Here is a 20,117-nt window from a genome sequence, read left to right as displayed (position 1 = left end):
GTATGCCCGCCGACCCCGACATTCCCGGCGGAGCCTCGACCCCACGTTCGTGGGACGGTTCAGAACAGCACCGTCGCGAAGCTCGCGACCTGGGTGAACCCGATCTTCGTGTAGACGGACCGTGCGACGTGGTTGAAGCCGTTGACGTACAGGCTGGAGATGCGGCCGAGCGCGGCGAGCCGGGCGGCGACGGCGGCGGTGCCGGTCGTGCCGAGGCCCAGACCGCGCTTCGACGGGTGCACCCAGACCCCCTGGATCTGCCCGACCTGCGACGACAGGGCGCCGATCTCGGCCTTGAACACGACCTGGCCGTCCTCGAAGCGCGCGAACGCGCGCCCGGCGGACACGAGCTCGGCGACCCGCGCCCGGTAGCCGGCCCCGCCGTCGCCCGCACGCGGGTCGACGCCGACCTCCTCGGTGAACATCGCGACGGCGGCGGGCAGGTACGCGTCGATCTCGTCGGGCCGCACCGGGCGCACCAGCGGGTCCGGCGTGATCGTGGGCGGTCCGGCGAGGACCATCAGCGGCTGGTCGGGCCGTACCTCACGGGCCGGGGCCCAGGCCGGGGCCAGCTCGTCCCACAGCGGGAGCACCAGCTCGGCCCGCCCGACCAGCGACGAGCAGCCACGCCCGTGGCGGCGCGCGCGGTCGGCGAAGCTGCGCAGCGCGGAGCGCTCCCCGCGCAGCGGGACGAGGTTGGCACCGGAGAAGCAGAGCGCGTCGAGACGGGGTCCGACGGCCCACAGCTCCCCGCCGAGCCGCCAGGGATCCAGACCCGCGACCTCGATGCGGGCGGCGACCATGCAGGCGGCCACCGGATCGGCCTCGAGGGCCGCTCGGACGCCGGCACGGTCGCGGTCGTCGAGCAGTCGAGCACCCGCGACTCTGAGCACCCTCCTACGGTGCCACACCTGGGCGCCGGTGCCCATGTGAGGCCCGGTTTCGGCTCGATCTCGGATCACGCCGGCGTCAGCCGACGACGACCTCGGGCGCGCCCTCGCCACCCATCGTCTCGGCGATCTTCATCGCCTCCTCGATCAGGGTCTCGACGATGGCGTGCTCCGGGACCGTCTTGATGACCTCGCCCTTGACGAAGATCTGACCCTTGCCGTTGCCGGACGCGACGCCGAGATCGGCCTCGCGCGCCTCACCGGGGCCGTTCACGACGCAGCCCATGACGGCGACGCGCAGCGGCACCTCCATGCCGGTCAGCCCGGCGGTGACCTGCTCGGCGAGGGTGTAGACGTCGACCTGGGCGCGCCCGCAGGACGGGCACGACACGATCTCCAGGCGCCGCGGCTTGAGGTTGAGCGACTCCAGGATCTGGCGGCCGACCTTGACCTCGTTGACCGGCGGGGCCGACAGCGAGACGCGGATCGTGTCGCCGATGCCCTGCGACAGCAGCGCACCGAACGCGACGGCGGACTTGATCGTGCCCTGGAACTCCGGGCCGGCCTCGGTGACACCCAGGTGCAGCGGGTAGTCGCACTGCTGGGCGAGCAGCTCGTAGGCACGCACCATGACGACGGGGTCGTTGTGCTTGACCGAGATCTTGACGTCGTGGAAGTCGTGCTCGGCGAACAGGCTCGCCTCCCACAGCGCCGACTCGACGAGCGCCTCCGGAGTGGCCTTGCCGTACTTCTCCAGCAGCCGCTTGTCGAGCGAGCCGGCGTTGACGCCGATGCGGATCGGGGTGCCGTGGTCGCGTGCGGCGGCCGCGATCTCCTTCACCTGGTCGTCGAACTTGCGGATGTTGCCGGGGTTCACGCGCACGGCGGCACAGCCGGCCTCGATCGCGGCGAACACGTACTTCGGCTGGAAGTGGATGTCGGCGATGACAGGGATCTGCGATTTCCGCGCGATCGCCGGCAGCGCCTCGGCATCGTCCTGGCTGGGGCACGCGACGCGCACGATGTCGCAGCCCGCCGCGGTGAGCTCGGCGATCTGCTGCAGCGTGGCGTTGACGTCCGCGGTCAGGGTGGTGGTCATCGACTGCACGGAGATCGGGTGGTCGCTGCCGACGCCGACGGTCCCGACCTGCAGCTGCCGGGTCTTCCGGCGAGGTGCGAGGGTCGGGGCGGGTGCGGCGGGCATGCCCAGGGAGACGCTCACGACCCCCAGTATCCTCCGTGCGGTCCCGACATGCCGGGGGCGTGTCGCGAGCCACGCCGCAGTGGATGTGAGCTGCGGCGAACGGTCAGGTACGACCCTTGTTCTCCTGCGCGTCCTGCAGCGTCGACGAGTGCGGCAGCCAGGTCGCCAGCTCCACGGGCCAGCCGTCGTCGGCCAGCACCCGCACGACCGACGGGTCGTCGTCGATGATCGACGCGATCGTCCGGGTGCGGGCCAGGTCCCGCAGCACCTCGCGCTTGACCCAGCGGGCGGGGCGGTAGTCGTCGTCCTCGCGCATGTAGAGCGGCTCGGTCGGCAGCCCGTGCCGGGCCAGCCACCGTTCGGTGAGCCGCCGGTTCCGCTCGGGACGGCCCGTCAGGTAGACGACGTCGTGCTCGGCCAGCGCGGCCCGCAGCCGGCGCGCGCCCTCCTCCAGAAGGGGGTCGCGGTCGGCGGCGGAGAAGAAACGCTCCCAGCGATTGACGTCGAGATGGTGCAGCCGGTGGGTGACGTCGGCGAGCACGCCGTCGATGTCGAACACGGCCAGCGGCCGGTCCGGGATGTCCGCAGCGGCCACTACTGGAAGGGCCGGATCGGGTTGACGATGTCGGCGGTCAGCGTGAGCAGGCTGATCGCGCCACCGATCAGGATGACGACGTAGGTCAGTGGCAACAGCTTCGTGTAGTCGACGGGCGGCATCTGCACCTTGCCCAGCCGTGCCCGGACCCAGTCGCGCACCCGCTCGTAGAGGTTCACCGCGATGTGCCCGCCGTCGAGCGGCAGCAGCGGCAGCAGGTTGAACACCCCGACGAACAGGTTCAGCACGACGAGCAGCTGGATGAACACCTGCCACAGCCCGCGCTCGGCGAGGTCGCCGCCGATGACGCTGGCCCCGACGACGCTCACCGGCGTCTCCAGGTCGCGCTCGCCGCCGGAGATGGCGTCGATGAGGCGCGGCACCTTCTCCGGGAACATCAGCAGGCCCTGCCACACCTGGGCGAACATCTGGCCGGTGTAGGCGAACGTGGCGGGCACGGCGCTGAGCGCGTTGTAGTCGAAGACCAGCTGCTGGGAGACGCCGATGGCGCCGACCTCACGGGACGCCCCGGTCTGCGGGTCGAGCCGCTGGACCTTCTGCACGTCCATCGTGAGCGTGAGGCGCTCGCCGCCACGCTCGACGACGATCGGCGTCGGCCCGCCGGCGGCCTGGATCAGCTTGACGGCGTCGGTCCAGGTCGGGGTGGGCGTGCCCGCGACCGAGACGATCGTGTCGCCGGCGCGCAGGCCCGCGTCGGCGGCCGGGGCGGCCACGCCGGGCCCGCACGGCTCCAGCGCCGTCGGCGACGTCTGGTTCGCGGCGCAGCTGATCGTCCCCGCGGTCGCCGTGTCGGAGACGTTGGGCAGGCCCGACGTCAGCGCCAGAACGTAGATCAGGACGATGCCGATCAGGAAGTGCGTGGCCGAGCCCGCCGACAGCACGACGACGCGCTGCCACGTCGGCTTGCGGAAGAAGGCCCGCGGGCGTTCCTCCTCGGTCACCTCGTCGAGCGCCGTCATGCCGGCGATGTCGCAGAACCCGCCGGCGGGGATCCACTTCATCCCGTACTCGGTCTCACCGCGCCGGAACGAGAAGATCTTGGGCCCGAAGCCGATGTAGTACCGGCGGACCCGCATGCCGAAGGCCTTGGCGGTGACCATGTGCCCGGCCTCGTGCAGCGCGATGGAGATCGCGATGCCGAGGGCGAACAGCACGACGCCGAACGCGAATGCCACTTGTCAGAGCCCTTCTGAGCCGATCGACGCCGCGAGCTCCCGGGCCCGGGCTCGCGCCCAGCCCTCCGCGGCCAGCACGTCGTCAACGGTAGCGGGGTCACCCGACCACCCGTCGGCCGCCGCCAGCGCACGCTCGACGACCTCGGTCACCCCCAAGTACGACAGCCCGCCGCCGACGAACGCGGCGACGGCCTCCTCGTTGGCGGCGTTGAAGACCGCGGGCAGGCAGCCGCCCGCGGTCCCGGCCGCGCGGGCGAGCCGCACGCCGGGGAAGGCGTCGTCGTCGAGCGGTTCGAACGTCCACGTCTGTGCGAGGTCCCACGCGCACGCCGCGGCCGCGCCGGGCACCCGCGCGGGCCAGCCCAGCGCCAGCGCGATCGGCAGCCGCATGTCGGGCGGGCTCGCCTGCGCGATCGTCGAGCCGTCGACGAACGTGACCATCGAGTGCACGATCGACTGCGGGTGCACGGCGACATCGATGCGGTCGTAGGGCACGTCGAACAGCAGGTGCGCCTCGATGAGCTCCAGGCCCTTGTTGACCATGGTCGCCGAGTTGATCGTGACGACCGGGCCCATGTCCCACGTCGGGTGCTTCAACGCCTCGTCGACGGTGACCTGGGCGAGGTCGGCGCGGCTGCGGCCGCGGAACGGCCCACCCGACGCCGTGAGCACGAGCCGGGCCACCTCCTCGGCCGTGCCGCCGCGCAGGCACTGGGCCAGCGCCGAGTGCTCGGAGTCGACCGGCACGATCTGCCCCGGATTCGCCGCGTTCGTGACCAGGGCCCCGCCCGCGACCAGCGACTCCTTGTTGGCCAGCGCGAGGGTCTCCCCCGCCGTCAGCGCGGCCAGCGTCGGCCCGAGGCCGCGGGAGCCGGTGATGCCGTTGAGGACGACGTCCGCCGGTGTGGTCGCCGTCAGCTCCGTCGCCGCCTCCGGGCCGTCGAGGACGTCCACGCCGGGCAGCTCGGCCCGCAGCGCGGCGGCCGCGGCCCGGTCGGCCACCGCGACCCGGCGCACGCCGTACGCGCGGGCCTGCGCCGCCAGCAGCCCGACGTCACCGCCGCCCGCCGCGAGCCCGGCCACGGTGAAGCGGCCGTCGGCGTGGTCGACGACGTCGAGGGCCTGGGTGCCGATCGATCCCGTGGATCCCAGCACCAGTACCGACCGTGGGGTCGCCGAGGGTTCGCTCACGACCGCACATCATCCTCGGCGGTGTGTTGTGCGAGTATGTGGCCCGCAGGCATCCGTGTTCAGGAGGACGGCGTGGCAGGTAGTGAGCTGGCGAAGCGACCCGGGGCCGAGGTCGAGGTCGACCCGCTCGACGAGCCGTCGGCCGAGTGGGGCTGGCACGGCAGCTTCCCCAACGGCACCCTGATCGCGGCGATCGCCACCGCCATCATCCTTCCGATCCTGCTCATCGGGCACCACGCCAGCTGGACCGAGATCGTCTGGATGGTCGTTCCGGCGCTGTTCGTGCTCGGTGGCGTGATCGGCGGCCTCATCAAGCGCCGCAACGCCTGGCGCCGCTGAGCCGAGGCGGGTCCGCCATGGCCGAGCGGGCGGGCCCGGCCGTCGAGATCGAGGTCGGGGACCGTACCGTCCGCATCTCCAACCCCGACCGGGTCTACTTCCCGGCCCGCGGGGAGACCAAGCTCGATCTGGCGCAGTACTACATCGCGGTCGGCGACGGCATCGTCCGCGCCCTGCGCGACCGCCCCTGCATGCTGCACCGCTTCCCGACGGGTGTGACCGGCGAGAAGGTTCACCAGAAGCGGCTCCCCCGCGGCGCCCCGGACTGGGTACCAACGGTGCGGGTGCACTTCCCCCGCTACAACCGGCACGCCGACGAGCTGTGCGTCGCCCACCCCGCCGACGTGGTGTGGGCCGTCCAGATGTCGACGGTCGAGTTCCACCCCTGGAACTCCCGCGCCGCCGACACCGAGAAGCCCGACGAGTGGCGCATCGACCTCGACCCGATGCCCGACGCGACGTTCGACGACGTGCGCCGCGTCGCCGCCGTCGCCCACGAGGTCCTCGACGAGCTCGGCGCGACCGGCTGGCCCAAGACCTCCGGGGGCTCGGGCATGCACGTCTACGTGCGGATCGAGCCCCGCTGGGGGTTCGCCGACGTCCGGCGGGCCGCGCACGCGTTCGCCCGCGAGGTGGGCAGGCGCGCAGGGGATCTCGTCGACCTGACGTGGTGGCGCAAGGACCGCGACCCCGCCTCGATCTTCGTCGACTACAACCAGAACGCCCGCGACCACACGATCGCCGCCGCCTACTCGGTGCGCGGGGTCCCCGAGGCCGTGGTCTCCACGCCGATCCGCTGGGACGAGGTCGCCGACGTCGATCCCCGCGACTTCACGATCGCCACGGTGCCGGCGCGCTTCGCCGAGCTCGGCGACCTGCACGCGGGTATCGACGACGCCGTCTTCGTCCTCGACGAGCTCCTGGAGTGGGCCGACCGCGACGCCCGCGACACCCCCGCCTCCGCCGCCGACGGCCTCCCGGACCTCGACGACCTCTGATCCCCCTGTGAGTGGGCGATCGATCGCGCAGTCCGACAGGTCCCTCGACCCCGGACCCAGGCCGGTCGCCGACTTCGACACCGGACTGGTTCGATCATGGAGATCGCGCAGTCCCACGTCGCGCTCGTAGGGGTTCGGGGCACGTCGCCGGGAGCGGTCAGGCGCGGTCGCGCAGGCGGGCGAACTCCTCGGCCATCGCCGCGCGGGACCAGTGGGCGTTGAGGCCGCTCGGGTTGGGCAGGACCCAGATCCCGCTGTTCCCCAGCGTCGTCGTCTGTGGGCCGACCGCGGCCTTCGGGCAGGCGAACGCCGTCCGGTAGGCAGTGACCCCGACGACGGCCAGCCATCGCGGCTTCTCCTGCGCGACAAGGGATCGCAGGCGCTCACCGCCCGCGCGCAGCTCGTCGTCGGAGAGCTCGTCGGCCCGGGCCGTCGTGCGCGCCACCATGTTGGTGATGCCCAGCCCGAGTCCCCGCAGCTCGCACTGTTCGGCGGGCTGCAGCAGCCGCGGGGTGAAGCCGGCGTCGTAGAGCACCGGCCAGAACCTGTTGCCGGGCCGCGCGAAGTGGTGCCCGGTCGCCCCGGACAGCAGCCCTGGGTTGATGCCGCAGAACAGCACCGTCAGCGGCGGGTCGTCCGTTCCCGGGAGCACGTCGTCGATGGTGCGCTCGCGGGCCGCTTCCAGTTCCGCTGCGCTGAAATGCGCCATCGTGGTACCCCTTCGCACTCGATCCTGTCGGAGTATCCCGGCAGGATGTGCCGCGTGGACCTGCCCGTCATGCCGCCCGTCAAGCCGATGCTGGCCAAGCCCATCGCCGCGATCCCCGACGGCAGGCTCTACGAGCCGAAATGGGACGGCTTCCGGTCGATCATCTTCCGCGACGGTGACGAGGTCGAGATCGGCAGCCGTAACGAGCGGCCCATGACCCGGTACTTCCCCGAGGTCGTCGAGGCCGTGAAGGCCAACTTCCCGCAGCGCGCCGTGATCGACGGGGAGATCATCGTCGTCGACAGGGAACGGAACCGGCTCGACTTCGAAGCCCTGCAGCAACGCATCCACCCTGCCGACTCGCGGGTCCGGCTGCTCGCCGAGCAGACGCCGGCCAGCTTCGTCGCGTTCGACCTGCTGGCCCTCGGCGACGACGACCTCACCGAGGCCCGTCTCGACGACCGGCGTGCCGCGCTGGAACGCGCGCTGGCCGATGCGACGCCACCCATCCACATCACCCCCGCGACGCAGGACCCGGTGCTGGCCGAGCAGTGGTTCCGCGAGTTCGAGGGAGCGGGCCTCGACGGGCTGATCGCCAAGCCGCTCGACCTCACCTACCAGCCCGACAAGCGCGTCATGGCCAAGATCAAGCACGAGCGGACGTGCGACTGCGTGGTGGCGGGCTATCGCGTCCACAAGTCGGGTCCCGACGCGATCGGCTCGCTGCTGCTCGGCCTGTTCGACGAGCGCGGCGCCCTCGCCTCGGTCGGGGTCATCGGCGCGTTCCCGATGGCGCGCCGCCGGGAGCTGTTCGAGGAGATGCAGCCGCTGGTCACCGAGTTCGACGGCCACCCGTGGAACTGGGCCGCGCACATGGGTGGCGAACGCACCCCGCGCAAGAACGAGGGCAGCCGCTGGAACAACGGCAAGGACCTGTCGTTCGTGCCGCTGCGCCCCGAACGGGTCGTCGAGGTCCGCTACGACTACATGGAGGGAATCCGCTTCCGCCACACCGCGCAGTTCGTGCGCTGGCGCGACGACCGCACCCCCGAGTCGTGTACCTACGAACAGCTCGAGCAGCCGGTGAGCTTCGACCTCGGCGACGTCCTGGGCCTGCCCGGCTGACCTACCTGTGGGTGGCCGCCAGCTGGCCGCACGCGGCGTCGATCTCCTGGCCCCGGGTGTCGCGGACCGTGCACGCCACGCCCGCGGCCTCGACACGGCGGACGAACTCGTCCTGCACCGGGCGCGGGGAGGCGTCCCACTCGCTGCCCGGCGTCGGGTTGAGCGGGATGAGGTTGACGTGCACCCGCTTGGTGCCGACGCGCCGGCGCAGCAGCGTGCCCAGCAGGTCGGCGCGCCACGGCTGGTCGTTCACGTCGCGGATCAGGGCGTACTCGATCGACACCCGCCGGCCGGTGGCCTGCGCGTAGCGACGCGCCGCGTCGAGCACCTCGCCGACCTTCCACCGGTTGTTGACCGGGACCAGGGTGTCGCGCAGCTCGTCGTCGGGGGTGTGCAGCGAGACCGCCAACGTCACCGGGATGCCCTCGGCGGCCAGCTTGTCGATCGCCGGGACGAGCCCCACCGTCGACACCGTGACCCCGCGCGGGGAGATGCCCAGCCCGTCGGGCGCCGGAGAGGTGATGCGGCGCAACGCCGCGACGACCCGGTTGTAGTTCGCCAGCGGCTCGCCCATCCCCATGAAGACGATGTTCGACAGCCGCATCGGCTCGCCCAGCAGGCCGTCACGCGCCGCGGCCGCAGCCTGCCGGACCTGGTCGACGATCTCGCCCGTCGACAGGTTGCGCTGCAGTCCGCCCTGGCCCGTCGCGCAGAACGGGCACGCCATGCCACAGCCCGCCTGGCTGGAGATGCACACCGTCGCCCGGTCCGGGTAGGCCATCAGCACCGACTCGGCCAGCACCCCGTCGTGCCCGCGCCACAGCATCTTGCGGGTCGCCCCGTCGTCGCACGACTGCTCGGTGACCGGTGTGACCAGCGGTGGGAGCAGCGACGCGAGCGTCTCTCGCGCCGCGGCCGGCAGGTCGGTCATCTCCCCGACGTCGGCGGTGAAACGGCCGAAGTAGTGCCGGGCCAGCTGGTCGGCCCGGAACCCGGGCAGGCCGAGATCGGCGACCGCGGACTTGCGGTCCGCCGGGTCGAGGTCCGCGAGATGGCGCGGCGGCAGACCGCGCTTGGGCGCGTCGAAGACGAGCGGGAGGGATGTCATGACCACCCGATTGTGCCAGGTCGCGCCGGGTGACCTGCGCCTCGCCCACCCCCGGACGTGCCCGCCTGCACCGCGACCGGCCCGGTCGGGGCGACGGTCACGACGGCCATCCTGTCGTAGAGCGCCCGCACACCCGCCTCGAAGCCGTCCCAGGCGCCCGCCGCGACGAACGGCCGCGCGCCGTCGAGGTACACGTCGGGAACCCCGTCGACGATCTCGATCTCCGCAACGCCGATGATCGTCAGCGGCGCGTCGTCGACGGTCAGGGCCACGACCGGGTTCGACCGCAACGCCGACACGAGTGGGGCCTTCTCGACGGTCGCCATCACGATCCGTCCGTCCATCGCACCCAGCCCATCGGCGAGGTGCGCGGAGCGCCGTCGAGGCCGGCGTGGGCCAGCCGTGCCGGGCCCCCCGCGGCTGCCGGTGCGCTCCGGACGACACACGGGGACACGACGCGCTCCCCCTCTCCCGGCGGACCCGCGCGGCCCGGCCGTCGGAGACATGACGACGGAGAGGTCGCGGACTGATCGGGCGGCCCCGCGGTTCTCCCCGGCAGGAACGGCTCAGCCGGGCGGCGGGCCCGGGGTGCGGACGGGCGCGGTCGGGCGGTCACCTGCGTCCCGGTCGACGGACGGGGTGTCGGTGCGCGTGCGCACGGTGGGGGCGAAGGGGTCGGCGGTCCTGCCGCGTCCCGCGCCCGCGGGCGGCCTTGCGGAGGGCACCGGTCGGGCAGCGGGGCCACGGGGGCGTTGCGGCACAACCCCTCCGGCGCGATTCTCGGTGCGGGGCGGCGCGGCGTTCCCGGCGACGGTCCCCGGCCCGCCGTGTCCGGCGACGGGTGACGGCGGCCCGGCGTGTCCCGCACGGGGCGGTGCTGCGTGTCCGGCGGGCGGCGGTACGGCGTGACCGGCGGGCTGCGGTACGCCGTGTCCGGCGGGCGGCGGCGCGGCAGGGCGGGCGCCGTGGTCGGCGGGGGCCCGTGGGGCGGGGGGACGCGGACCAGCGGGGGCGAACATCGTCGGCTGGTCGCTCCGGCGCTCCTCGCGGCGTTCCCGCAGGGTCCGGACCGACGTGAGCCGCACCCGGAGCCAACGCCCCACCGCCCGCACCGTCGGACCGCCGAGCACGCCGGTGCGCAGGGCGCCGGCCGGCCACAGCAGGGCCGCACCACCGAATCCGACGATGCCCTGCGGCGCCGTGACCCCCACGGTGCCGAGCGCGACCAGCGCGCCGACCGCGGACAGCACGAGCAACCCGCTCCCGACGGCGACGAACGAGCGCGACCCCACGATCGGCGCGACGGAGAAGAGGACGACCGCCACGAGCGCCGCCGCGACCGGCACCGCCACCTCGCCCCATGACAGCATCGGCAGCCCGACGAGCGCCGCGGCCGCCAGCACCCCGCCGACAGCGCCCTGCCGGATCAGCCGAGCCCGCCTCGCCGGCCCCAGCGGACGGCCGTCGCCCTGGCGTCCGCGGACCAACGTCCACAGCACGCCCGTCGCTCCGAGTCCTGCCGCCATGAGGGCCGTGCCCACGCCACTCGAGAGGGCCAGCGCGCCGGCGATCCACCACAGCGCACCGAGGACGGTCTCGATCTGGGGAGCGGCCACCCCGTCGGGGAGCCGGATCGGTCGCGTCATGCCACCCACGGTAGCCAAGCCGCCGCGGCGGCGTCGGCACCGTCCTCGCCCCACACCAGTCCCACACAGTCGCTGGCATTGTTGAAGCTGCAACGGATCCGCTCCGCGGCGACGCCACCCCGAACGGCGCCCGCACCACCACCGGGAGACGACCCATGCCCCCCACCCACGACGCCCCCACCGCCGAGACACCGGCGGGGCCCACCTTCTCGCGACGCGCCGTCGTCGCCGGGGCCGGCGCCGCCGCGATCGGTGCCGGTCTGCTCGTCGCAGGCTGCTCGGCAGGCTCCGGTTCCGGCAGCGGCTCCGACGGCTCGGGGAGCTCCGGAGGCTCGGCCTCGGGTGCGCTCGGCCCCGCGACCGACGTGCCCGTCGGCGGCGCGAAGATCTACGGCGACCAGAGCGTCGTCGTCACGCAGGCGACGGCCGGCACCTACGCCGGCTTCTCGACGCGCTGCCCGCATCAGGGCTGCAACGTCAACGAGGTGCGGGGCGCCTCGATCGTCTGCCCCTGTCACGGCAGCACCTTCGCGCTCGACGGGTCGGTCGAGAAGGGCCCCGCGCGGACCGGTCTGACCGCCAAGGCCGTCACGGTCGACGGCGGCGGCCGGATCGTCCTGGGCTGAGCTCGGCCGATCAGCGCGGCAGCCGGCAGCGCCCTACTCCCGGTTCGAGCAGCGCGACAGCCGGCGCCGCCGTCAGACGACGAGTCCGGCCGGCTTGCGGCGCACGTGCACCCGGTAGCCGACCGGGATCGTCAGGCCGGGGGTCTCGGCGATCGCGCGGGCGGCGACAGCTCGGGAGAACTCGATGCCCAGCACCGCCTCGAGCGTGGCTCGGTCGTCGAAACGCCACGTCGTGTCCACCCGCCGCATCGAGAACCCCTGTCCGGCGAACCAGCGCTCGACCGTCCCGGCGTCGTAGCGCGGAAGGTCGGCGCGCAGCCACGACCCGTAGGGCCCGACAGTGAAGTCGAGGTCGACGATCGCCAGCGCCCCACCGGGTCGCAGGAGCCGGTCGGTCTCGGCCAGCCCCGGCTCGCACCCGGCCCCGAAGAAGTACGCGGTGCGGGCGTGCACGAGGTCGACCGAGGCGTCCGGCAGCGGCACCGTCGCGGCCCCTGCCTGCAGCACCCGAACCCGGTCCAGCCCGGCGACGCGGACGCGAGCGCGCCCGACCAGCGGAGGATGCGGCTCCACCCCCACCACCGACGCCGCGTCCCGCGCGAAGAACGGCAGGTGGAAGCCGTCGCCGCAGCCCATGTCGACGACGTCGGCGCCCACCCACGGCGCGAGCTCACGCAGCACGCCCCAGATCGCGCCGTCGGCGTCCTGCGCCTCGTTCTCGCGCTCGTAGACCTCGGGCCAGTTCCAGATGTTCGGGCTGGGGATCGCCGGACCGGGCTTCGGCTGCCCGCCGAACCCGGTGTGGAGCCGCGCCACGCTCAGCCGACCGGCAGCGCGATGCGCAGCACCAGCCACGCGACGAACGCGGCGGGCAGCATCGAGTCGAGCCGGTCCATCAGACCGCCGTGCCCGGGCAGCATCGTGCCCATGTCCTTGATCCCCAGGTCACGCTTGACCAGGGACTCGCACAGGTCGCCGAGGGTCGCGATGACGACGAGCAGCGCCCCGGTGATCGCACCGATCCACCAGTGGCTGTGCAGCAGCAGCACCGCCGACAGCGAGCCGGCCACGATCCCCGCGATCACCGACCCGGCGAAGCCCTCCCAGGACTTCTTGGGGCTGACCGTCGGCGCCATCGGATGCCTGCCCGCCAGCACTCCCGCCGCATACCCGCCCACGTCGGAGGCCACGACGCAGATCATGAACGTCAGCACCCGACCGACACCGTCGACCGGCAGCACCAGCAGGGCCGCGAACGTCGCGAACAGCGGCACGTAGGCCGCGCTGAACAGGGTTGCGCCCACGTCGCGCAGGTAGCCGTCGGCGCCCTGGCGCATCCGCCAGATCATCCCGGCGAGCGCCGTCAGCCCGAACCCGGCGACGAGGCCGTGCACACCGAACGGCCAGCTCAGCCAGACCATCGCCTGCCCACCGACGAGCAGCACCGGCAACGCCACGGTGATCCCGGACGCGCGGCGCAGCGCACCGGCGAGCTCCCAGGTGCCGACGGCCGCCGCGACCGCGATGACACCGTAGAAGAAGTGCCGTTCCAGCAGCAGCGACGCCAGGATGACGACGCCGAGCCCGACGCCGACCCCGATCGCCGCGACCAGGTTGCGCCCGGCCCGCGACGACCGCTTGTCCGGGCCTGCCGCGGCGCCGTTCACCGCACCGGCCACGGGGCCCTCGGGCACCGCCGGGCTGTCCGCCGGTCCTGCGTAGCCCGGTCCTGCGTAGCCCGGTCCTGCGTAGCCCGGTCCGGAGTTCCGCCGGGTGGTGTCCGAGCGCCTCGTGTCCGGCAGCGCAGCGTCCGGGGTCCGGGCGTCCGGGGCCCCGGCGTTCGGCGTCCCGGCGGCCGAGGGCACGGGCGAGCGCCTGCTGGCAGGATTGCCGGGCGCCGCAGCGGTCTCACCGGAGAGACTCACGCGGCACGGCCGGGGACGGGACGGGACATCTGCTCAGACCTCGAGGAGCTCGGTTTCCTTGTGCTTCACCAGCTCGTCGACCTGGTGAACGTACCGGTCCGTCGCACCCTGGAGCTCCTTCTCGGCGCGCCCGACCTCGTCCTCACCCGCCTCGCCGTCCTTGACGATGCGGTGCAGCTCCTCCATGGCCTTGCGACGCAGGTTGCGGATGGTGACGCGGGCGTCCTCACCCTTGCCGCGCGCGACCTTGACCATCTCCCTGCGCCGCTCCTCCGACAGCTGCGGAATCACCACGCGGATGATCTGACCGTCGTTGCTGGGGTTGACGCCCAGGTCGGAGCTGCGGATCGCCTTCTCCAGCGCTGCGAGCTGCGACGCGTCGTAGGGCTTGATGACGGCCATCCGCGCCTCGGGCACCTGGATCGACGCGAGCTGGTTCAGCGGCGTCATCGCCCCGTAGTACTCGACGACGATGCGGGAGAACATCGAGGGCGTCGCCCGGCCGGTCCGGACGGCCGCGAGGTCGTCCTTGGCCACCGAGACGGCCTTCTCCATCTTCTCCTCGGTCTCGAAGAGTGTCTCCTCGATCACGGCTGCTCCCAGCTTTCAGGCGGTGTCCGGCGTGGTCACCAGCGTTCCGATCCTCTCACCGCGCACCGCACGAGCGATGTTCCCCTCGGAGAGCAGGTTGAACACGATGATCGGCATCCGATTGTCCATGCAGAGGCTGAACGCCGTGGCGTCGGCCACCTTCAACCCCCGCTCGAGCACCTGCTGATGGGTGACCTCGGTGAACAGCGTCGCGTCCGGGTGGAGCTTCGGGTCGGCGGTGTAGACCCCGTCGACGCCCTTGGCCAGCAGCAACGCGTCGCACCCGATCTCCAGGGCCCGCTGCGCCCCCGCGGTGTCGGTGGAGAAGTACGGCATGCCGACACCCGCGCCGAAGATGACGACGCGGCCCTTCTCGAGGTGCCGCATCGCCCGGCGCGGGATGTACGCCTCGGCGACCTGGCCCATGGTGATCGCCGTCTGCACGCGGGTGTCGATCCCGTGGCTGCGCTCCAGGAAGTCCTGCAGCGCAAGGCAGTTCATGACCGTGGCCAGCATGCCCATGTAGTCGGCGCGCGAGCGGTCCATGCCGCCCTGCTGCAGCTCGGCCCCACGGAAGAAGTTGCCGCCGCCGATGACCACGGCGACCTGCACGCCACTCGCCACGACCTCGGCGATCTGGCGGGCGACGGTCTGGACGACCTGTGGGTCGACGCCGAGCCCCCCGCCACCGAACATCTCACCGCCGAGCTTCAGCAGAACTCGGCGGAATCCGGGGCGGGGGGTGGCGTCGACTGGGTCGCTCATACTCGTCAGGCCCGGCTCAGGCCTGGCCGACCTCGAAGCGGACGAACTCCTTGACCTTCACACCGGCCTCGTCGAGGAGCGCCTTGACGCTCTTCTTCGGGTCCTGCACGGACGGCTGCTCGAGGAGCACGACGTCCTTGTAGAAGCCGTTGACGCGACCGTCGACGATGCGGGCCAGCACCTGCTCGGGCTTGCCCTCCTCGCGCGCGGTGGCCTCGGCGATGCGCTTCTCGTTGTCGATGACGTCGCCGGGGACCTCGTCGCGGTGCGTGTACCGCGGGCGAGCGGCGGCGATGTGCATCGCGACACCACGCGCGGTCTCGTCGGCGGCGGAGGCGTCGGCGGCCTCGTAGGAGACCAGCGCGCCGATGGCCGGCGGCAGGTCCGTGGCGCGGCGGTGCAGGTACACGGCAACCGGGCCATCGAGGTGGATGTAGCGCTTCAACTCGAGCTTCTCGCCGATCCGCGCCGACAGGGCGTGGACGGCGTCGGCCACGGTGCCACCGTCGAGCGTCGCGGCGGCGAGCGCCTCGACGTCGGCCGGCTTCTGCTCGACCGCGGCGGCCAGGATCTTGTCGGCCAGCGCGATGAAGTCGTCGCTCTTCGCGACGAAGTCGGTCTCGCAGTCGAGCTCGACCATGGTGCCGCCCTGGGCGACGACGAGGCCGTTGGAGGTGGAGCGCTCGGCGCGCTTGCCCACATCCTTGGCGCCCTTGATGCGCAGGAGGTCGACGGCCTGGTCGAGGTTCCCGTCGGACTCCTCGAGTGCCTTCTTGCAGTCCATCATCCCGGAGCCGGTGAGCTCACGGAGCCGCTTGACGTCGGCGGCGGTGTAGTTCGCCATCGCTGGTCTCTTCGTCCTCTAGTCGGTGCGTGAAGATCGGGGTCCGGGACGAACCGGACCGCGGGTGGGCCGGAGACCCGGCCCACCCGCGGTACGACGGGTCAGTTCGCGGACGGGGTCCCGTTGCTGGTGGTGGCCGGCGCGGCGGGCGCGTCGGCCGCCGGGGCATCGGCCACCGCGTCGGTGGCGGCCGCCTCGGTGGTGGCCGGAGCCGGCAGGCTCGCGCCGTCCGAGCCGACCTCGCTGCCACTGGCCAGCAGGTCCTGCTCCCACTCGGGGAGCGGCTCGTCGCTGCCGACCTCGGGCTTGCCCTCGGCGCCGTCACGGCCGCCGCTGCGCGCCGAACGGGCCATCAGACCATCGGCCGCCGCACGGGCGATGACCTTGGTGAGCAGCGCGGCGGAGCGGATCGCGTCGTCGTTGCCCGGGATCGGGAAGTCGACCTCGTCGGGGTCGCAGTTCGTGTCCAGGATGGAGACGACCGGGATGCCCAGCTTGCGGGCCTCACCGACTGCGATGTGCTCCTTCTTGGTGTCGACGATCCACACCGCGCTGGGCACCTTGGTCATGTCCCGGATGCCGCCGAGCGTCTTCTCGAGCTTGGTCTTCTCGCGGGTGAGCATGAGGATCTCCTTCTTGGTACGACCCTCGAACCCTCCCGTCTGCTCCATCGACTCGAGCTCCTTCATCCGCTGAAGGCGCTTGTGCACGGTCTGGAAGTTGGTGAGCATGCCGCCCAGCCAGCGCTGGTTCACGTAGGGCATGTTGACGCGGCCCGCCTCGTCGGCGATGGCCTCCTGCGCCTGCTTCTTCGTGCCGACGAACATGATCGTGCCGCCGTGGGCCACGGTCTCGCGGACGAACTCGTAGGCGCGGTCGATGTACGACAGCGTCTGCTGCAGGTCGATGATGTAGATGCCGTTGCGCTCGGTGAGGATGTAGCGCTTCATCTTCGGGTTCCAGCGGCGGGTCTGGTGCCCGAAGTGCACACCGGAGTCCAGCAACTGCTTCATGGTGACGACGGCCATAGCCGATGTTCACCTCTCGATCAGGCGCGGCACGGGCCGCGCTCACGGTTCTCGCCTACCACCGGGTCGATGGTCTGCCCTGGCGCCGCATCGGACCCGGACCCGGTCGTCGACGCGGCACCCGCAGGCGGGACCGTCGACTCGCGGGACCGCCCGGGAACCGTTCCCGCCTGCCTGCCGGAGATCCGGTGGCGAGCGAGGTACGCGAGCGCGCGAAGTCACCTCGAACAGCTCCGAGGCGCAGGTCGAGTGTACGCGCCGACCCGATCGCCCCTCACCCGGCGTAGGTCTGCGGCACGCACCTGTCCACAACCTGGGCAACGATCCACAACTCGGCCGCCGCCGGCCCCGGCGACGACGCTGCCGGCGCAGGCTGGGCAGGTGCTGCGGAGATCGACGACGGTGCTGCTCGCGGCGGTCGTGCTGCTGTCCGCGCCGCCCTCGGACACCGCGGTCCCGCAACCCCTGACGGCATCGTCCGGCCTCGCGTCGCCGGCCGTGGCGGACGACGGCGCACCACCCGGGCGGGCCGGCGGGACCGCCCGGTACGGCTGGCCGCTGCGACCGGTGCACCGGGTCGCCGAACGGTTCCGGGCACCGGAGAACCGGTGGTCGCCGGGGCACCGCGGGGCCGACCTCGTCGGGACGCAGGGCCAGGACGTGCTCGCGGCACGCGACGGCGTCGTCGCGTTCGCGGGCCCGCTCGCCGGCCGTGGCGTCGTGTCCGTCCTGCATCCCGACGGCCTCCGCACCACCTACGAACCCGTCACCGCCACCGTGGCGGTCGGGGACGTCGTCCCCCGGGGCGCCGTGCTCGGTGTCCTCGACGCCGGACACGCCGGCTGTCCCGCCGCCGCGTGCCTGCACTGGGGTGTACGCCGCGGCGAGGCCGACTACCTCGATCCCCTGGTCCTCGTCGGTCCCGGCCGGGTGCGGCTGCTCCCGGCCCCGCAGCGCTGGCCGTGGTGATCACCCCGCAACGAGCCGGGCCCACCGGCCCGCACACGCCGAACCCGGCGTGAGACCGGACCGGCCACGCGCCGGGACGGTCTGTCGTCGAACCCGGCGCTTCGTCCGCGGCCGGGCGGCGGCCTCAGCCCGCGACGGCGTCGTCCAGCCGGCCGCGCAGCCGCCCGACGAGGCGGGAGTGCAGCTGGCACACCCGGGACTCGGTGACCCCGAGCTGGGCGCCGATCTCGGCGAGCGTGTGGTTCTCGACGTAGTACAGGTGCACGACCAGCCGGTCCCGCTCCCCCAGCGCGAGTACCGCCTCGGCGAGCTCGCGGTAGGTCTCCCGCAGCGCGAAGGCAGCTGCGGGATCGGGAGCGGCGTCGTCGACGACCTCCTCGACGACCGCTCCCGGCCTGCGGTCCTGGAGCGCCTCGACGCTGACGAGGCGCCGGTGCTGGGCGATGCGCACGAGGTCGCGGACCGGGATGCCGAGCTCCGTGGCGAGCTCGGCGTTCGCCGGGGACCGGCCGTTGCGGCGCTCGAGCCGTTCGCGGGCGCGGTCGATCTCCCGCAGCCGGGTGCGGACGGTGCGGGGCACCCAGTCCTGGGCTCGCAGCTCGTCGAGCATGGCGCCGCGGATGCGTTGCGCCGCATAGCTCTCGAACTTGATCCCGCGGGACGGGTCGTAGCGGGCGATGGCGTCGAGGAGCCCGAAGACCCCGGCCTGGACGAGGTCAGCCGCGTCGACGCTCGCGGGCAGCCCGACCGCCGTGCGGGCTGCGACACCGCGGACCAGGGGCGCGTAGTGCGCGACGAGCAGGTCCCGGACCGCGCGGTCGCACTGGCCACCGCGGTAGGCCCACAGCTGCGCGACGACGTCGGGCCCCGCCGCCGGCAGTTCGCGGCCGTCGAGGGCATCGGGGGTGTCCTCGACCCCCTCCACCCGGACGTCACGGTCACCGTCGGCGACGGGACCACCTACGCCCAACACCTCCGCATCGGTCGGCCGAGCCGCGTCGTCGGACAGGGCGACGGCATCGGGCAGGTCGGCACCCCCCGACGGGTCGGCGGCGCCGGACAGGTCGGCGGTGCCGGACAGGTCGGCGGTGCCGGACAGGACGGCGCTGCCGGACAGGACGGCCCCGATCGTCCGGTTCGGGACCTCGATACCCGGTTCGACACCCATCGGCGTGTCAACGCTCTCCGGACCCGAATGGTCACGCAGCGCAGTCAGATCGACGCGCGCAGAGTCGGACTCCGGGACGGGATCGGCGATCACGACGACGTTGTCGCGCCCCGGCGAGAGAGCGGACACCAGCACCGAGACCAGCCGGCTGACCTGTGGGTTCTCCGCCAGGACCGGCTCACGCCCTGGGGTGCGCCTGGTCATGGACCACCTTCAGTCTGTCGACCGTGACATGGGTGTAGAGCTGTGTGGTCGACAGCGTAGCGTGACCGAGTAGTTCCTGTACGTGACGAAGGTCGGCGCCGCCGTCGAGAAGGTGGGTGGCCGCGGCGTGGCGGAGACCGTGCGGGCCGATGTCGGGGGCCCCCGGCACAGCCGCGACGGCCTCGTGCACGACGGTCCGTGCGACCCGCGGGTCGAGACGTCCGCCTCGGGCACCGAGCAGCAGCGCCGGCGGGCTGTCCGCGCGGGCGAGCGCGGGACGTCCGGCCGCGAGCCAGCGTTCGAGGGACCGCTCCGCCGGGACCCCGAAGACCACGACGCGTTCCTTGCCGCCCTTGCCCAGGACCCGCAAGGTTCGGGCGCTGCGGTCGAGGTCGTCGACGTCGGCGCCGCACAGCTCCGACACCCGCACGCCGGTCGCGTAGAGGACCTCGAGCAGGGCGAGGTCGCGCAGCGCGACCGGGTCCTCCTGGGCGGCACCGGACTGGGCGGCGTCCATGAGGTCGGCGGCCTGGTCGACCCGCAGCACGGCGGGGAGCGTGCGCTGGGCACGCGGCGAGTCGAGGCGATCGCCGGGGTCGATGGCGAGCCGGCCGGTGCGGTGCGCCCACGCCGTGAAGGTGCGGGCGGCGGCGGCGCGGCGGGCGAGCGTGGAGCGGCTCGCTCCGCTCGCGTGGGCGGCGGCCAACCAGGCCCTGAGGACGCTCAGATCGAGCGCCGCGAGGTGTTCGCCGGACACGGTGTGCAGCAGGGAGGCGACGTCGCCGCGGTAGGCGCGGACGGTGTGTTCGGACCGGCCGCGTTCACGGTCGAGGTGCACCACGAAGGCCTCGAGATGCGCGCCGAGCCGTTCCGGCAGGTCGGCGGGTGTGTCCCGGCGGTCCGTGCGGCGCGTCCCCATCAGGCCACGGTCATCGTCGGTGGGGCGGCGGTCAAGCGCGCCACGCCCACGGTCACCCGCCTCACCACGGCATCGAG

At 72.9% G+C, this 20,117-nt stretch carries 22 protein-coding genes; 5 read left to right on the top strand and 17 right to left on the bottom strand.

Annotated features, from left to right (window positions below; translation table 11 throughout):
• Positions 1-59: 59 nt before the first annotated feature.
• The 5 genes from TOK_RS04145 to dxr form a co-directional block, all read right to left on the bottom strand.
• On the bottom strand, positions 60-893 hold the full coding sequence (locus TOK_RS04145) for a GNAT family N-acetyltransferase (protein ID WP_098956464.1): 834 nt from the start codon (positions 891-893) through the stop codon (positions 60-62).
• Between the two features lie 76 nt (positions 894-969).
• Positions 970-2,112, bottom strand: coding sequence for a flavodoxin-dependent (E)-4-hydroxy-3-methylbut-2-enyl-diphosphate synthase (gene ispG / locus TOK_RS04140; protein WP_172457393.1), 1,143 nt, complete (start codon positions 2,110-2,112; stop codon positions 970-972).
• A gap of 85 nt (positions 2,113-2,197) precedes the next feature.
• On the bottom strand, positions 2,198-2,689 hold the full coding sequence (locus TOK_RS04135) for a hypothetical protein (protein WP_098956431.1): 492 nt from the start codon (positions 2,687-2,689) through the stop codon (positions 2,198-2,200).
• Positions 2,689-3,885, bottom strand: coding sequence for an RIP metalloprotease (locus TOK_RS04130; protein ID WP_098956430.1), 1,197 nt, complete (start codon positions 3,883-3,885; stop codon positions 2,689-2,691). The genes TOK_RS04135 and TOK_RS04130 overlap by 1 nt, the downstream gene beginning before the upstream one ends.
• 3 nt (positions 3,886-3,888) lie before the next feature.
• Positions 3,889-5,076: a 1-deoxy-D-xylulose-5-phosphate reductoisomerase gene (dxr, locus tag TOK_RS04125; RefSeq protein ID WP_098956429.1), complete on the bottom strand. Its 1,188-nt coding sequence runs from the start codon at positions 5,074-5,076 to the stop codon at positions 3,889-3,891.
• 72 nt (positions 5,077-5,148) lie between these two features.
• On the opposite strand from dxr, the gene TOK_RS04120 reads away from it, so the two are divergent.
• Together TOK_RS04120 and ligD are read left to right on the top strand one after the other, a co-directional pair.
• Entirely contained in the window at positions 5,149-5,415 is a 267-nt protein-coding gene (locus TOK_RS04120; protein WP_253258166.1) for a DUF2631 domain-containing protein, read from the top strand.
• A gap of 17 nt (positions 5,416-5,432) precedes the next feature.
• Positions 5,433-6,413 (top strand): non-homologous end-joining DNA ligase, encoded by a 981-nt coding sequence (gene ligD, locus TOK_RS04115; protein ID WP_098956427.1) that lies wholly within the window; start codon positions 5,433-5,435, stop codon positions 6,411-6,413.
• Between the two features lie 157 nt (positions 6,414-6,570).
• Here the strand turns inward: ligD and mug are convergent, their stop codons facing one another.
• Positions 6,571-7,122 (bottom strand): G/U mismatch-specific DNA glycosylase, encoded by a 552-nt coding sequence (gene mug, locus TOK_RS04110; protein WP_098956426.1) that lies wholly within the window; start codon positions 7,120-7,122, stop codon positions 6,571-6,573.
• 54 nt (positions 7,123-7,176) lie between these two features.
• On the opposite strand from mug, the gene TOK_RS04105 reads away from it, so the two are divergent.
• Positions 7,177-8,247, top strand: a complete 1,071-nt coding sequence (locus tag TOK_RS04105; protein WP_098956425.1) for an ATP-dependent DNA ligase — start codon at positions 7,177-7,179, stop codon at positions 8,245-8,247.
• 1 nt (position 8,248) lies between these two features.
• On the opposite strand, the gene rlmN is transcribed toward TOK_RS04105, so the two are convergent.
• From rlmN to TOK_RS04090, 3 genes are all read right to left on the bottom strand, one after another.
• Positions 8,249-9,355: a 23S rRNA (adenine(2503)-C(2))-methyltransferase RlmN gene (rlmN, locus tag TOK_RS04100; protein WP_098956462.1), complete on the bottom strand. Its 1,107-nt coding sequence runs from the start codon at positions 9,353-9,355 to the stop codon at positions 8,249-8,251.
• Positions 9,352-9,699: a hypothetical protein gene (locus TOK_RS04095; protein ID WP_098956424.1), complete on the bottom strand. Its 348-nt coding sequence runs from the start codon at positions 9,697-9,699 to the stop codon at positions 9,352-9,354. Before TOK_RS04095 ends, rlmN begins: the two co-directional genes overlap by 4 nt.
• Positions 9,700-9,921: 222 nt before the next feature.
• On the bottom strand, positions 9,922-11,001 hold the full coding sequence (locus TOK_RS04090; RefSeq protein WP_098956423.1) for a hypothetical protein: 1,080 nt from the start codon (positions 10,999-11,001) through the stop codon (positions 9,922-9,924).
• 155 nt (positions 11,002-11,156) lie between these two features.
• Here TOK_RS04090 and TOK_RS04085 point away from each other — a divergent pair, with 155 nt between their 5' ends.
• A complete protein-coding gene (locus tag TOK_RS04085) occupies positions 11,157-11,627 on the top strand; it encodes a Rieske (2Fe-2S) protein (RefSeq protein ID WP_098956422.1) in 471 nt (156 codons plus the stop codon).
• Positions 11,628-11,699: 72 nt separating this feature from the next.
• Here the strand turns inward: TOK_RS04085 and TOK_RS04080 are convergent, their stop codons facing one another.
• The 6 genes from TOK_RS04080 to rpsB form a co-directional block, all read right to left on the bottom strand.
• Complete coding sequence (locus TOK_RS04080) at positions 11,700-12,443, bottom strand: class I SAM-dependent methyltransferase (RefSeq protein ID WP_098956421.1); 744 nt, start codon at positions 12,441-12,443, stop codon at positions 11,700-11,702.
• 2 nt (positions 12,444-12,445) lie between these two features.
• Positions 12,446-13,321, bottom strand: coding sequence for a phosphatidate cytidylyltransferase (locus TOK_RS04075; protein WP_253258165.1), 876 nt, complete (start codon positions 13,319-13,321; stop codon positions 12,446-12,448).
• Positions 13,322-13,585: 264 nt separating this feature from the next.
• Positions 13,586-14,143: a ribosome recycling factor gene (gene frr / locus TOK_RS04070; RefSeq protein ID WP_098956420.1), complete on the bottom strand. Its 558-nt coding sequence runs from the start codon at positions 14,141-14,143 to the stop codon at positions 13,586-13,588.
• A gap of 15 nt (positions 14,144-14,158) precedes the next feature.
• Positions 14,159-14,908: a UMP kinase gene (pyrH, locus tag TOK_RS04065; RefSeq protein WP_098956419.1), complete on the bottom strand. Its 750-nt coding sequence runs from the start codon at positions 14,906-14,908 to the stop codon at positions 14,159-14,161.
• Between the two features lie 16 nt (positions 14,909-14,924).
• Positions 14,925-15,752, bottom strand: a complete 828-nt coding sequence (gene tsf / locus TOK_RS04060) for a translation elongation factor Ts (protein WP_098956418.1) — start codon at positions 15,750-15,752, stop codon at positions 14,925-14,927.
• A 101-nt stretch (positions 15,753-15,853) separates the two neighbouring features.
• Positions 15,854-16,780: a 30S ribosomal protein S2 gene (gene rpsB, locus TOK_RS04055; RefSeq protein WP_098956417.1), complete on the bottom strand. Its 927-nt coding sequence runs from the start codon at positions 16,778-16,780 to the stop codon at positions 15,854-15,856.
• 381 nt (positions 16,781-17,161) lie between these two features.
• Here rpsB and TOK_RS04050 point away from each other — a divergent pair, with 381 nt between their 5' ends.
• Entirely contained in the window at positions 17,162-17,749 is a 588-nt protein-coding gene (locus TOK_RS04050; protein ID WP_253258164.1) for a M23 family metallopeptidase, read from the top strand.
• A gap of 124 nt (positions 17,750-17,873) precedes the next feature.
• Here TOK_RS04050 and TOK_RS04045 read toward each other — a convergent pair whose 3' ends face one another.
• Positions 17,874-19,121, bottom strand: a complete 1,248-nt coding sequence (locus tag TOK_RS04045) for a FliA/WhiG family RNA polymerase sigma factor (RefSeq protein WP_253258163.1) — start codon at positions 19,119-19,121, stop codon at positions 17,874-17,876.
• Positions 19,096-20,040 (bottom strand): tyrosine recombinase XerC, encoded by a 945-nt coding sequence (locus TOK_RS04040; RefSeq protein ID WP_098956415.1) that lies wholly within the window; start codon positions 20,038-20,040, stop codon positions 19,096-19,098. The genes TOK_RS04045 and TOK_RS04040 overlap by 26 nt, the downstream gene beginning before the upstream one ends.
• Between the last annotated feature and the right edge of the window lie 77 nt (positions 20,041-20,117).

It is taken from the genome of Pseudonocardia sp. N23, from assembly GCF_002583555.1.
Lineage (GTDB): Bacteria > Actinomycetota > Actinomycetes > Mycobacteriales > Pseudonocardiaceae > Pseudonocardia.
Note: the sequence above shows the minus strand (reverse complement) of the source record. Positions and strands in the feature narration are given on the sequence as shown.

Bases quoted from the DNA above. Each gene is read 5' to 3' on its own strand.
- ligD (WP_098956427.1), top strand. From the start codon at position 5,433: ATGGCCGAGCGGGCGGGCCCGGCCGTCGAGATCGAGGTCGGGGACCGT.
- rpsB (WP_098956417.1), bottom strand. From the start codon at position 16,780: ATGGCCGTCGTCACCATGAAGCAGTTGCTGGACTCCGGTGTGCACTTC.
- mug (WP_098956426.1), bottom strand. From the start codon at position 7,122: ATGGCGCATTTCAGCGCAGCGGAACTGGAAGCGGCCCGCGAGCGCACC.
- rlmN (WP_098956462.1), bottom strand. From the start codon at position 9,355: ATGACATCCCTCCCGCTCGTCTTCGACGCGCCCAAGCGCGGTCTGCCG.
- pyrH (WP_098956419.1), bottom strand. From the start codon at position 14,908: ATGAGCGACCCAGTCGACGCCACCCCCCGCCCCGGATTCCGCCGAGTT.
- TOK_RS04085 (WP_098956422.1), top strand. From the start codon at position 11,157: ATGCCCCCCACCCACGACGCCCCCACCGCCGAGACACCGGCGGGGCCC.
- TOK_RS04040 (WP_098956415.1), bottom strand. From the start codon at position 20,040: ATGGGGACGCGCCGCACGGACCGCCGGGACACACCCGCCGACCTGCCG.
- TOK_RS04095 (WP_098956424.1), bottom strand. From the start codon at position 9,699: ATGGACGGACGGATCGTGATGGCGACCGTCGAGAAGGCCCCACTCGTG.
- TOK_RS04045 (WP_253258163.1), bottom strand. From the start codon at position 19,121: ATGACCAGGCGCACCCCAGGGCGTGAGCCGGTCCTGGCGGAGAACCCA.
- tsf (WP_098956418.1), bottom strand. From the start codon at position 15,752: ATGGCGAACTACACCGCCGCCGACGTCAAGCGGCTCCGTGAGCTCACC.
- TOK_RS04090 (WP_098956423.1), bottom strand. From the start codon at position 11,001: ATGACGCGACCGATCCGGCTCCCCGACGGGGTGGCCGCTCCCCAGATC.